Source organism: Pseudomonas sp. DR48 (genome assembly GCF_019823085.1).
GTDB lineage: Bacteria > Pseudomonadota > Gammaproteobacteria > Pseudomonadales > Pseudomonadaceae > Aquipseudomonas.
This window is the reverse complement of the sequence record NZ_CP081946.1, coordinates 2,096,106-2,107,978: the sequence shown is the minus strand read 5'-3', so window position 1 is coordinate 2,107,978 and position 11,873 is coordinate 2,096,106. Positions and strand designations below refer to the sequence as shown.

Sequence of the window (11,873 nt, the reverse complement as noted above, 5' to 3'; positions counted from 1 at the left end):
TCTCAGTGAAACGTTCATGTCGGTGCGCGCGGTGGATAAATCCGCGTCGGCAACCAGAAAATCAGCAGGATCAGCGTCACGGCGACGCCCGCCATGCACAGATAAAGATCGGATGCCGTCAGCACGACGGCTTGTTCATGCAGGCGATGAGCAAGGCCCGCATTGTCTCTGTCAGCCAGCGGCGAGTTACCGAGGTTGTCCACCAGCATGGTCGAGTGAAAATGCAGACGCGTGGTGGTCAACACTTCGATCACCCCGGTGGCAACCACCGCCGAAAGGCCTTTCACGGTGTTGAACCAGGCCGAGGCATAGGGGCCTTCCATTGGCGTGATGCTGCCGGTAGAAAGCATCAGCAGCGGCAGCACCGCCATCGGCTGACCGAGGATTTGCAGCCATTGCAGGACGTAGAAATCGTCGCGAATCCACACCGACGTCAGGTGCGAACCACCGATGCAAGACAGCGCCAACAGGCTCAGACCGATCCCCAGTACCCAGCGACAATCGACCCAACGCAAGTTGCACAACGCCGCCACCAACGGCAGCGCGATCAACTGTGGCAACGCCGCCAGCAGCATGATCGGCGCGGTCTGGACAGGGCGATAACCCTGCACCTGCGCCAGGTAGCTGGACGGAAGGATGATCACCGCCAACAGCACCACCAGCACGCCCGCCAGGGTCAACAAGGCGAACGACAGGTTGCGGATGCCGAGCATCTGCATCTTGAAAAACGGGATCGGCTGCGACCATTCATTGATCAGGAACAGCACCAGCAGCAATAGACCACCGCCGAGCAATCCGCAGATCAGGTTCGACTCGAACCAATCCAGCCGATTGCCCTGCAGGATGCCGATCACCAGCATGCAAATCGCCGGAAAACCAAGGAGTAATCCGCGCCAGTTAAATTGCTTGAAACGCTCCAGACGCAGCGGATCCTGCGGCAAGCCGTAGGCGACCGCCGCCATGGCAATCAGACACGGCGCGATGACTTGCCAGAAGGTCCACTGCCAGCCGACATACTCGGTCCACAAACCCGCCAACGGCGTGCCGAGGCCTGGGCCAAAAGTGGCCGTCAGCGCATAACCTGCCAGACCGTAAAGCTTCACGTTGGCCGGTAAAAATCGCAGCGCGACGGTCATCAGCATCGGCGGCAGCGCGCCGCCGGCCAGGCCTTGCAACGTGCGCATGAGCAGCAGGCTTTCGTAGTTCGGCGCGAACGGGCACAAGACGCCCAATACGGTGAAGGCGCTGATGGCGCAGAGGGTGAAGCGCCGCAACGAGAACGTCACCGCGCACCATGGCGCGAAGGCCATCGCGGCCACCGACGTCGCCGTGTAACTGGCGACCAACCAAGTGCCTTCGTCGTAGCCGATCGCTAACGCGCCACGGATGTCGGCCAGCGCGACTTTGGTCACCATCTCGTTGAGGCCCGACACCAGCACCGCCAGCAACACGCCCACCAGGCCGATGATGATTCGCGGGCCGAAGACCGGGGGCGCGGCGGCAGCCGGACTGGCCACGGCGAGCGGTGCCGTGACCGTAAGGGAAGTCATTGCTGCAAGCTCCGGGGTTTGAACACCGGGGCATTTTAAGAAGTGCAGGACATTACGAAAATTGACTTATCGGCAGCTTATAAGTGCACTGGACGCAGCAATGAAGAACGTGTGGGAGCGGGCTTGCTCGCGAAAGCGGCGTATCAGTCGCCATTGATGTTGAATGTGATGGCCCCTTCGCGAGCAAGCCCGCTCCCACAGCAAGTCAGTGATCAGCTTGCGGAGGGTTGCGCGGCCAGCCACGTCTCGTCGCAACAGGCCTTGAGTGTTTCACGCAGCCAACGATGGGCCGGATCATTGTCGTAGCGTGGGTGCCAGGCCTGGGTCAGCATCAGGGTTGGCAAGGGCACAGGCAGGGTAAAGGAGCGTAGTTTCAAGCCCAGGCGTCGCACGCTCAAAATGGCTTCCTGAGGAACCGGCAGGATCAAATCGGAATCCGGCAGCGCAAACATTGCCGCATGGAAACTCGGCGCAATCACCGCCACCCGCCGTTCCAGCCCCAACGCGCTGAGTGCCGTATCGATCGGCCCGCGAGCGATCCCGCGGCGGGACATGCTGATATGGGAGAACCCGGCATAGCGTTCAGCCGTGATCTCTTGCGCAAACAAGGGGTGATCTTCACGCACCAAGCCGACAAAGTGCGTGGAAAACAAGTTCTGCACCTTCACTTCCGGCATGACCGGACGATTGTTGCTGACGCTTAAGTCGATTCGCCCCTCACGCAAGGCCTCGTCATCGCCATCGCCCTCGGGCACGAAGCGCAATTCGCAGTGCGGGGCCTGGCGCTCCATCGTGTCGAAAAGCTTGCCCCCGTAAACACCAACGAAAAAATCGTTGGCCCGAATACTGAATCGGCGACGCAAACTGCCCAAGTCCACGTCATCGGCAGAGCGGAACAGCCGCGCGGCCTGCTCGACCAGATCGCGCACCTGCTCGCGCAACGCCAACGCCTTGGGCGTTGGCACCAGGCCACGACCGGCGCGCACCAGAATCGGATCGCCAATGGCCTCACGGATCCGCGTCAGGGTGCGGCTCATTGCTGCCGGACTGAGGTTCATTCGCCGCGCGGCGCCGACAACGCTGCCCTCGTCGAGCAGAGCGTCGAGGGCGACCAGAAGATTCATGTCCGGGAGTTGCATGGTGAGCACTCGTATCTGAGGTGGATTGACTCAGACGCAATGCTAACAAACATTCTCCTGACTTATGTGGTGGCAGGTCTGGCCCCTTCGCGGGCAAGCCCGCTCCCACAGGGATTTCCAGTGGATGCAGACTTTGTATTCAACACATAAACTGTGGGAGCGAGCCTGCTCGCGATGGCGTCAGCCCGGACACCACAAAACTCAGCGCTGCATCCCCCAGCGCTTGACCGTCACCCGCTCCAGCGAATCAAACACCAGGTTCTCCACCAGCAACCCGATCAAGATCACCACCGCCAACCCGGCAAATACTTTGTCGGTGTACAGTTCATTGCGATTCTGGAAGATATACCAGCCCAACCCGCCTTTGCCGCTGGTGGCGCCGAACACCAGTTCAGCGGCGATCAACGTACGCCAGGCGAAGGCCCAGCCGATTTTCAATCCGGCGAGGATCGACGGCAGTGCCGCCGGAATCAGAATGAACAACACAAAACGCATGCCCTTGAGACCGTAATTACGCCCGGCCATGCGCAAGGTTTCCGAGACCCCGAGAAATCCGGCATAGGTGTTCAACGCAAGCGCCCAGAGCACCGAATGCACCAGCACGAAAATCAGGCTGTTCTGCCCCAGACCGAACCACAGCAACGCCAACGGCAACAGCGCAATGGCCGGCAGCGGATTGAACATCGAGGTCAAGGTGCTCAGCAGGTCGCGCCCAAACTGCGTCGACACCGCCAGCGTGGTCAGGGCAAACGCCAGCACAATGCCGATCAGGTAACCCTTGAGCAGCACCACCAGGGAAATCCAGACCTTGCCGAGCAACTCACCGCTGAGCAAACCGTCATACAGCGCACTGGCGGTTTGTAAAAAACTGGGCAGCAGCAGGTCGTTGTTCTGCACGCGGGCAACCACTTCCCACAGCACCGCAAGCAGAATCAGGATCAGGCTTTTACGAATCCAGCCTTGCTGCCACAGGCGCTGACCAAGCGGTAGTTCACGCTCCAGCGGCACGCTCGTGAGCGGCTGCAGAACGATTTCGAATTCTTCACGCGGGGATGATAAATGGCTCATCGGGCGCTCCTCTCAATGGCTCAATAAGCGATGCGGATGTCAGTGAAATCCAGCTCACGTTCGGTTTCCGGTGACTGGCCTTCATCGAACAACAATCGGTGAATGCGCCGCGCAGACTCCTGAAACGCCACGCCGCCAAGGCTGTGCAGATCGTATTGATGGCTGTGGACTTCCGCCCGTACCCGCCCCGGATGTGGCGACAGCAACAGGATGCGATTGCCCACCACCAGCGCTTCTTCGATGGAGTGAGTGACGAACAGCAGCGTGAAACGCACTTCCTCCCAAAGCAGCAGCAATTCCTCCTGCATCTTGCGGCGCGTGAGCGCATCAAGGGCGGCGAAGGGTTCGTCCATCAAGAGGATTTTCGGTTGCATCGCCAACGCCCGGGCGATCGCCACGCGCGCCTTCATGCCACCGGACAAGGTGTGCGGGTAGGCATCGGCAAACGCCGCCAGACCGACCTTGTCCAGGTAGTGCAGCGCCCGCTCCTCGGCCTCTTTGCGTTTGAGGGTTTTCGAGGCGAGCAGCGGAAACATCACGTTCTGTTTGACGGTTTTCCATGGCGGCAGTTGGTCGAACTCCTGGAACACCACGATCCGGTCCGGCCCCGGCGCATCGACGGTTTGCCCTTGAAGGCGGATCTCGCCCTCGCAGGGCCGGATAAACCCGGCAACCGCCTTGAGCAACGTCGACTTGCCGCAACCTGACGGCCCCAGGAGCACAAAACGGTCCGCCGGATCGATTTCAAAACTGACTTGATGCGTCGCCCGAACCACTCGCTGCGGCGTGCGATATTCGAGGCTGACATTGTCGACCGACAGCAGCGCCTGTGCGGTGTCGTTCGGTTTGCTGACCGTGTGGCCTTGCAAAGGGGCGTTCATGGCAATCAGCTCCCTTGCAGTGGTTTGGCGTCCTGGAAGAAGTAGTCCTTCCACGAATCCGGTTTGTTTTTGATCGCGCCGACGCGGTAGAGGAATTCGGCCAACGGGTAAGTATTTTTCGGCGTGACGCTGAACTCGAATTGCGGGTTGTCGATGATTTTCAACAAGTCGGCGCGGTCGATTTTCGCCTTGGTGACACGGATGTAAGTGTCGGCGGCGGCGCCTTTGTCTTTCTGAGCGAACTCGGCCGCTTCAGTCAGCGCTTGGACGAAGGCTTTATATGTTTTCGGGTTTTCATCGCGGAATTTTTCGGTGGCAAACAGCACGGTCGGCGAGTTCGGGCCGAGCACGTCATAGGAATTCAAGACCACGTGCACATTAGGATTGGCCAGTTCCTGATCCTGGAACGGCGGGTTGGAAAAGTGCCCGGACAACTCGGTGCCTCCGGCAACCAACGCGGCGGTGGCGTCCGGGTGTGGAACCGCGATGGTGTACTTGTCGAGGCGATTGAATTCCTTGTCACCCCACTGCTTGGCCGCTGCGTATTGCAAGAAACGCGACTGCACCGAAACGCCAACCGCCGGCACCGCAATGCGATCCTTTTCGGTGAAGTCAGCGATGGTCTTGACCTTGGGATTGTTGCTCACCAGGTAGTACGGAAAGTTGCCCAGGGAAGCCACGGCCTTGACGTTCTGCTTGCCGTGGGTGCGGTCCCAAATCGTCAGCAGCGGACCGACGCCGGCACCGGCGATATCAATGGAACCGGAGAGCAACGCATCGTTGACCGCAGCGCCACCGGACAACTGAGTCCAGTCGACCTTGATGTCGATGCCTTCCTGCTTGCCGTACTTCTCGATCAGGTTCTGATCGCGCACCACGTTGAGCAACAAATAGACAATACCGAACTGCTCGGCAATGCGGATTTCACCTTCAGCATGGGCCACAGTCGGCGCCACCAGGCTGCCGGCAATCAAGCTGAAACCCAAACCGATGGCAGCTGCCAGCGGTGCGAATGGAAGACGTTTGGACATGATCGATCTCCGACGGAATCAGTAAGGCGCGTCGTCCTGGATGGTGGTTCGATACAACTTGCGGCGCAGATGACTTGGGCATCCGGCGGCAAGGTGGATCAGCGAGCGGTTGTCCCAGAACACCAGGTCGTGGGCCTGCCATTGGTGGCGATAAATGTTTTGCGGCAGCACGCTGTGGGCATAGAGCTCGGCGAGCAGTTGCTTGCTCTCGTCTTCCGGCAAACCGACGATGCGGGTAGTGAAACCCTCGCTGACGAACAACGCCTTGCGACCGTTTTCCGGGTGCGTACGGACGATCGGATGGATGACTTCGGCGACCTGAGCCAATTGCTCCGGCGTCAGCGTCGGACGCCAGTTTCCTTCGAATTTGGTCTCGCTGTAGCGCGCCGTATATGAGTGCGCAGCCGAGCGACCTTCGACAGCCTTGCGCAGCGCCTCGGGCAGGTTGTCCCAGGCTTTGTGCATGTCGGCGAACAGCGTGTCGCCACCTTCGGATGGCAGCTCCTGGGCGTGCAGCATCGAGCCCAGGCTAGGCAGTTCTTTATAGGAAAGGTCGGAGTGCCAGAACTTGCCGGCGTCACCGAGGCCGATGGATTGGCCGTTTTCGATGATGTTGGAAACGATGAGGATTTCCGGATGCCCGGCCAGCAGGAATTGCTTGAGCACGTGGATCTGCAACACGCCGAATCGGCGACTGAAGGCGATCTGCTGCTCGGGGGTAATGCGCTGGTCGCGGAACACCACGACGTGATGGTCAAGGTGCGCGCGGTGGATGCGGGCGAAGTCCTGATCATTGATCGGTCGGGACAGATCGAGACCGATGATCTCGGCACCGACAGCGCCGCTGAACGGGCGGATGTCGAAGGCTTGTGGCGCGATTGCGGGTGACGCAGAGACGGCTGACATAAAAATCACTCCCACGCACGGCACGCTCATGGGCGCGCACGTCGATCAAGAAACTCACGGAGGTTCCGTGTTGGTTCGTGTCGTGCGGCGCGCCGATTGGTCGGCAGGTACGCAGGGAAGTGACTTTATAGATATAAGAACTTAAATTTAAATATCGTTATCGAATAACGATATGGCTTTTGATTTTTATCGCTATTGAGGCCGCCATCGCGGGCAAGCCCGTTCCCACATTGGATTTGTGTCGATCACATAACCAATGTGGGAGCGGGCTTGCTCGCGAAGAGGCCCTAAGCCGCAAAGAAGATTTACCGTTCGTGCAAAGCCTCTGCCCGCGCCCGAATAATCGGTTTGAGCAGGTAGCTGAGAATAGTTTTCTTGCCCGTGATGATATCCACCGAAGCCACCATCCCCGGAATGATCAGCAACGGTTTCTCATCTGTCCCCAGGTGGCTGCGCTCCGTGCGTAGCTTGATGATGTAGTACGTGGTCTTCTTGTCTTCATCGGTGATGGTATCGGCACCGATCTGCTCCAGCTTGGCCTTGAGCCCACCATAAATGGTGTAGTCGTACGCCGTGAATTTCACCGTCGCTTCTTGCCCCGGATGCAAGAACGCAATGTCCTGCGGACGAATCTTCGCCTCCACTAGCAAGGTGTCGTCCAGCGGCACGATTTCCACCAGATCACTGCCCGGCTGGATCACGCCGCCGATGGTGTTCACCAGCAACTTGTTGACGATGCCTCGTACCGGCGAGGTGACCAGCGTCCGGCTGACCCGATCTTCCAGCGCTTTGCCGGTGGCCTGGGCCTTGTTCAGGTCCGTGCGTGCTTCATTGAGTTGGGTCAGGGCCTCGCTGCGGAACTTGCCGCGCGTCTCGTCGATCTTGCGCTGCACTTCCTTGATCGCCGATTCGGCGCGAGGGATCGCCAGCGTCGTGGCGTCCAGCTGGCCACGGGTTTCGACCTCGGCGCGCTTGAGCCGCAGCACTTCAACCGGCGATACAGCGCCCTGAGCCACCAGCGGCTCGGACATGGCGATTTCCTGACGTTGTAACGACAGTCCGTTGCGGTACTGCGACTGTTTGGAAGTAAATTCGCGCAGCTCTTGCTGACGCTGGATCAACTGCTCCTGCAGCCCTCCGATTTCATCGTGCAGTTGCTGGCGGCGGCTGATGTACAGCGACTCCTCGCTGGCAGCCTGGCCAGGAACAGCCTTGAGCACATCGGCGGGGAAATTCAGCGGACGATCATCGACTTCGGCGCTCAAGCGTTCCACGCGCAGCAGCATCGACAGTCGATCGGCTTCGGTTTCGCCCACGTTGGAGGCGAAACGGGTGTCGTCCAGGCGAATCAACGGTGCGCCCGCTTCGACGATCTGCCCTTCGGTCACGAACAGCTCGGAGACGATACCGCCTTCGAGGTTCTGGATTTTCTGGATCTTCGACGACGGAATAGCCTTGCCGTCGCCCTTGGTGACTTCGTCGATCACCGCGTAGTTGGCCCAGAGCATCAGGAACACGAAGAAACCGATGATCGCCCAGATCGTCAGCCGCACCACACGTGGGGCGTCTTCGATCAGCGCTTTATTGACCTCGGGCAGTGGCTGGCCATGCAGCGACTCGGAGCCTTTGAAGTAACGGCGAATGGAGTTCTTGACCCCGGACTTAAGCAACACTGATCTGCCCCTTTTTCAACGCTTCCATCACGGCGGCTTTCGGGCCATCGGCGAGAATCTGTCCACGGTCGATAACGATCAAGCGATCCACCAGCGACAACAGCGACGCCCGGTGCGTCACCAGCACCACGGTTTTGCTCTCGACGACGGCGGCGAGGCGTTGCTTGAGGCGTTCTTCACCGGTGTTATCCATGGCGCTGGTGGGTTCATCGAGCAGCAGGATCGGCGGGTTGAGCAGCAACGCCCGGGCCAGGGCGACGTTCTGGCGCTGACCGCCGGACAGGTTCTGCCCGCGCTCACCGACTTGGAGCTCATAGCCTTGCGGGTGCAGACGGGCGAACTCGTGTACTCCGGCCAGTTCGGCCGCTTGCAGGACCATTTCGTCTTCGACATAGCGCGCACCTGACACCAGATTGTCGCGCAACGTGCCGGCCAGCAACTGGATGTCCTGCGCCACATAACCGATGTTGTAGCGCAATTCACTGACATCGATCTGGCGAATATCGACGCCATCCACCAACAGTGCGCCCTCGTCCGGCTGATAGAGACCCACCAGCAGTTTGGCCAGGGAGCTTTTGCCCGAGCCGCTGCGACCGATGATGCCGATCTTCTCGCCAGGCTTGATGATCAGGTTGATGTTTTTCAGCGCCGCGTTTTGCTGATTCGGGTAGGTGAAGTTCAGCTGCCGGCATTCGATGGCGCCTTGCAGCACCTTGCGGCTCAACGGACGTTCATCGAAATTGCGCTCTTGCGGCAACTCCATCATTTGATCGACCGAGGTCATGGTCACACGCGCTTGCTGGTAGCGGGTCAACAGGCCCGACAACGAAGCCAGCGGGCTGAGCGCGCGGCCACTGAGCATATAACAGGCGATCAAACCGCCCATGCTCAGGTGCCCGTCGATGATCTGGTACACGCCGAAAACGATCATGATCACGCCAGCCAATTGCTGGATCAGCAAGGTGATGTTCATCGCCAGGCCGGAAAGCATTTTCACCCGCAGTTCGAGGCGGCTGAGGGTGCCGATGGTCTGTTCCCACTGGTACTGACGTTCACTTTCAGCGTTGTTGACCTTCACCGCGTCGAGGCCGGCGAGGGTTTCGATCAGGCTCGATTGACGCTCGGCGCCCAGGGCCATGGTTCGTTCCATGGTCGCCACCAACGGCTTCTGCAAGGCATAACCGATCAGCAACGCAATCGGGAACGCCAGCACCGGGATCCACACAAGGTGACCGCCGAGGATCGCGATGACCAAAAAGATCAGCAGCGTAAACGGCAGGTCGATCAGGCTGGTCAGGGTCAGCGAGGCGAGGAAGTCGCGCAGGCTCTGAAACTCATGGATGTTCTGGGCAAAGCTGCCGACCCGGGCCGGGCGATACTTCATGGCCATGCCGACAATGCGCTCGAACAACGTGGCCGAGATGATCAGGTCGGTTTTCTTGCCGGCCAGATCCAGGCACAAGCTGCGCAGGCTTTTGAGGATCAGGTCGAACAGATAGGCGCCCGTGATGCCGATGGCCAGCACCCAGAGAGTCGATTCGGCCTGGTTCGGCACAACGCGGTCGTAGACGTTCATCACGAACAGCGGCGCGGCCATGGCGATGATGTTGATCAGGAAACTGGCGGCAATGGCATCGGCGTACAGCCAGCGCGAACGCTTGAGGGTGTCGCGGAACCACGAGCGCGCACGCGGGATCAGCGTGCCGTGATTGACGTCGAATTTGTGTTGGGGCTGGGCGAAGAACACCTTGCCGATGTAGTCGTCGGCCAACAGTTCGCGACTGACAACGCTTTCACCGCCATCGCTTTCGCTGAGCAATACGCGGGCCTGATCCTCACCTTGCCAACCGAGCAGGACGGCACTTCGACCGTCCTTGAGCAGCAGCAGCGCCGGCATGGCAATCGTTGGAATCTGCTCAAGCTTGCGTTGCAGCACCCGCCCTTGCAGGCCGGCGCGGGCTGCCGCGCGGGGCAGCAGTTCCACACTCAGGCGCTGCTTGGGTAACGGCAACCCGGTGGTCAACATCGCGGCGCTGGCCGGCTTCTGATGCAACGTGCACAGGGCCAGCAGACCATCCAGTAACGGATCGTCGTGCAGCGCGCGTGGATCATGAATGAGTTGAACTCGACTGACTTCTGATTCCACGCTCGGCACTCTTGGCAAACAGTTGAATAAGGAAGACTCAATTCATCCCGGGTAGCTGGACCCTGGGCTTCACATCGTTCTGCACAACGGATGCCAACGGTGCGACCACTCCCTGGCTTTTGAGCAACTCGCCCATGGTCGCCTTGATTCGATATTGAGTAAATAACTGAATGTTCTTGATCTCCGCCAGGCGACGGGAAGCGGTGAACAGTTCGTTTTCACTGTCGAGCAGGTCGAGCAAAGTGCGTTCGCCCAGGCTGAACTGCCGCTGATACGCAGTGCGCACACTGGTGCTGTGATCAACATATTGCTGGGCGATCGGCACTTGGGCGTTGGCATTGTTCAGCGCATTCCAGGCCAGGCCCAACTCTTCATTTAATACGCGCAGGGCATTATTGCGGATATCCAGGGCCTGGTTCGACAGGTAGGACTTGGACTCCAGATCAGCCTTGTTACTGCCACCGGCATACAGGTTAAAGCGCATGCGCAGCATGGCTTGCCATTCGTTGGTGTGACCGTTCTGACCGTCGAGATCGTTGTCGGCGGTGCGACCCAGTTCGGCATCGAAGCGCGGGTAGAAGGACGATTTGGCGGTGTCGTATTGCTTTTCGGCAGCGGCGATATCGGACTCGGCGGAACGCAGGATCGGGCTGTTTTCCAACATCTGCGCGCGGGCTTCATTCAAGTTGGCCGGCAACAGCGCGAGGAATTCGGCTGGGCGCTCCAGTTGATCGGGCATCTGGCCCACAGCACTGAGAAAGTTGGTCTCGGCATCCGCCAGGTTGGTCTGTTCGGTGATCAAGTTGTTGCGGGCCTGGGCCATGCGCGCTTCTGCCTGATCGAGGTCGGCACCGCTGCCCACGCCACGCTGGGTGCGTAACTTGATCTGGTCAAAAATCCGCTCGTGACTCTTCAAGTTGTCGGTGGCCAGACGAACGAACTCGCGACGGGTCAGGACATCGAGATAGACCTGTGCAACGGTCAGTACAGTGCGTTCCGAGGTACCCAATAAAGAATAGGCCCGGGAGTTAACGGTGGCTTGTTGACGCCCCACTTCACTGGACGTCGCAAAACCGTCAAAAACCATTTGCGACAACCGCAAACTTGACTCGCCTCGGTTCAAAGTTTCCCAGTGATTATTATTGCCGGCAGACCGCGTATTGACGTTGTCCGCTCCCTCGCGACCATAACCGCCCAGCAGATCGACCCGTGGCAGGTATCCACCTTTTGCTGCCTTTAATTGATAATCCGCCGCCAATCGACTGTTAACACCTGCCTGAATTTCGGGATGGACGTCCAACGCCTGTTGCATGGCCTCCGGAAGTGACTGCGCCTGAACAAAACCGGCGGTTATGGCGAAAGGTAAAGCCTTGAGCAGCTGCAAACGCATGGTTGGAATTTCCCGGAATTACTTGTCTTGAATCACTGCAGAACGTGCCGCTGCATCGGATGATTGTCATCGTGATGACCGTATGTCGG

At 59.3% G+C, this 11,873-nt stretch carries 9 protein-coding genes; all 9 read right to left on the bottom strand.

All coding sequences use genetic code 11. The features are described from left to right. Positions 1–14: 14 nt before the first annotated feature. Positions 15–1,550 (bottom strand): MFS transporter, encoded by a 1,536-nt coding sequence (locus K5K95_RS09645; RefSeq protein ID WP_222589260.1) that lies wholly within the window; start codon positions 1,548–1,550, stop codon positions 15–17. A gap of 212 nt (positions 1,551–1,762) precedes the next feature. Beyond that, complete coding sequence (locus K5K95_RS09640; RefSeq protein WP_222589259.1) at positions 1,763–2,689, bottom strand: LysR family transcriptional regulator; 927 nt, start codon at positions 2,687–2,689, stop codon at positions 1,763–1,765. 201 nt (positions 2,690–2,890) lie between these two features. After that, complete coding sequence (locus K5K95_RS09635; protein ID WP_222589258.1) at positions 2,891–3,757, bottom strand: ABC transporter permease; 867 nt, start codon at positions 3,755–3,757, stop codon at positions 2,891–2,893. Positions 3,758–3,777: 20 nt separating this feature from the next. Further along, entirely contained in the window at positions 3,778–4,638 is an 861-nt protein-coding gene (locus K5K95_RS09630) for an ABC transporter ATP-binding protein (RefSeq protein WP_222589257.1), read from the bottom strand. Positions 4,639–4,643: 5 nt separating this feature from the next. Beyond that, positions 4,644–5,669 (bottom strand): ABC transporter substrate-binding protein, encoded by a 1,026-nt coding sequence (locus K5K95_RS09625; RefSeq protein WP_222589256.1) that lies wholly within the window; start codon positions 5,667–5,669, stop codon positions 4,644–4,646. 18 nt (positions 5,670–5,687) lie between these two features. After that, complete coding sequence (locus K5K95_RS09620; RefSeq protein WP_222589255.1) at positions 5,688–6,575, bottom strand: TauD/TfdA dioxygenase family protein; 888 nt, start codon at positions 6,573–6,575, stop codon at positions 5,688–5,690. A gap of 305 nt (positions 6,576–6,880) precedes the next feature. Continuing rightward, positions 6,881–8,248, bottom strand: coding sequence for an HlyD family type I secretion periplasmic adaptor subunit (locus K5K95_RS09615; RefSeq protein WP_222589254.1), 1,368 nt, complete (start codon positions 8,246–8,248; stop codon positions 6,881–6,883). Next, positions 8,238–10,394: a type I secretion system permease/ATPase gene (locus K5K95_RS09610; RefSeq protein WP_222589253.1), complete on the bottom strand. Its 2,157-nt coding sequence runs from the start codon at positions 10,392–10,394 to the stop codon at positions 8,238–8,240. Before K5K95_RS09610 ends, K5K95_RS09615 begins: the two co-directional genes overlap by 11 nt. A gap of 37 nt (positions 10,395–10,431) precedes the next feature. Next, on the bottom strand, positions 10,432–11,784 hold the full coding sequence (locus tag K5K95_RS09605; RefSeq protein WP_222589252.1) for a TolC family outer membrane protein: 1,353 nt from the start codon (positions 11,782–11,784) through the stop codon (positions 10,432–10,434). Positions 11,785–11,873: the final 89 nt, after the last annotated feature.

Bases quoted from the DNA above. Each gene is read 5' to 3' on its own strand.
- K5K95_RS09645 (WP_222589260.1), bottom strand. From the start codon at position 1,550: ATGACTTCCCTTACGGTCACGGCACCGCTCGCCGTGGCCAGTCCGGCT.
- K5K95_RS09640 (WP_222589259.1), bottom strand. From the start codon at position 2,689: ATGCAACTCCCGGACATGAATCTTCTGGTCGCCCTCGACGCTCTGCTC.
- K5K95_RS09635 (WP_222589258.1), bottom strand. From the start codon at position 3,757: ATGAGCCATTTATCATCCCCGCGTGAAGAATTCGAAATCGTTCTGCAG.
- K5K95_RS09630 (WP_222589257.1), bottom strand. From the start codon at position 4,638: ATGAACGCCCCTTTGCAAGGCCACACGGTCAGCAAACCGAACGACACC.
- K5K95_RS09625 (WP_222589256.1), bottom strand. From the start codon at position 5,669: ATGTCCAAACGTCTTCCATTCGCACCGCTGGCAGCTGCCATCGGTTTG.
- K5K95_RS09620 (WP_222589255.1), bottom strand. From the start codon at position 6,575: ATGTCAGCCGTCTCTGCGTCACCCGCAATCGCGCCACAAGCCTTCGAC.
- K5K95_RS09605 (WP_222589252.1), bottom strand. From the start codon at position 11,784: ATGCGTTTGCAGCTGCTCAAGGCTTTACCTTTCGCCATAACCGCCGGT.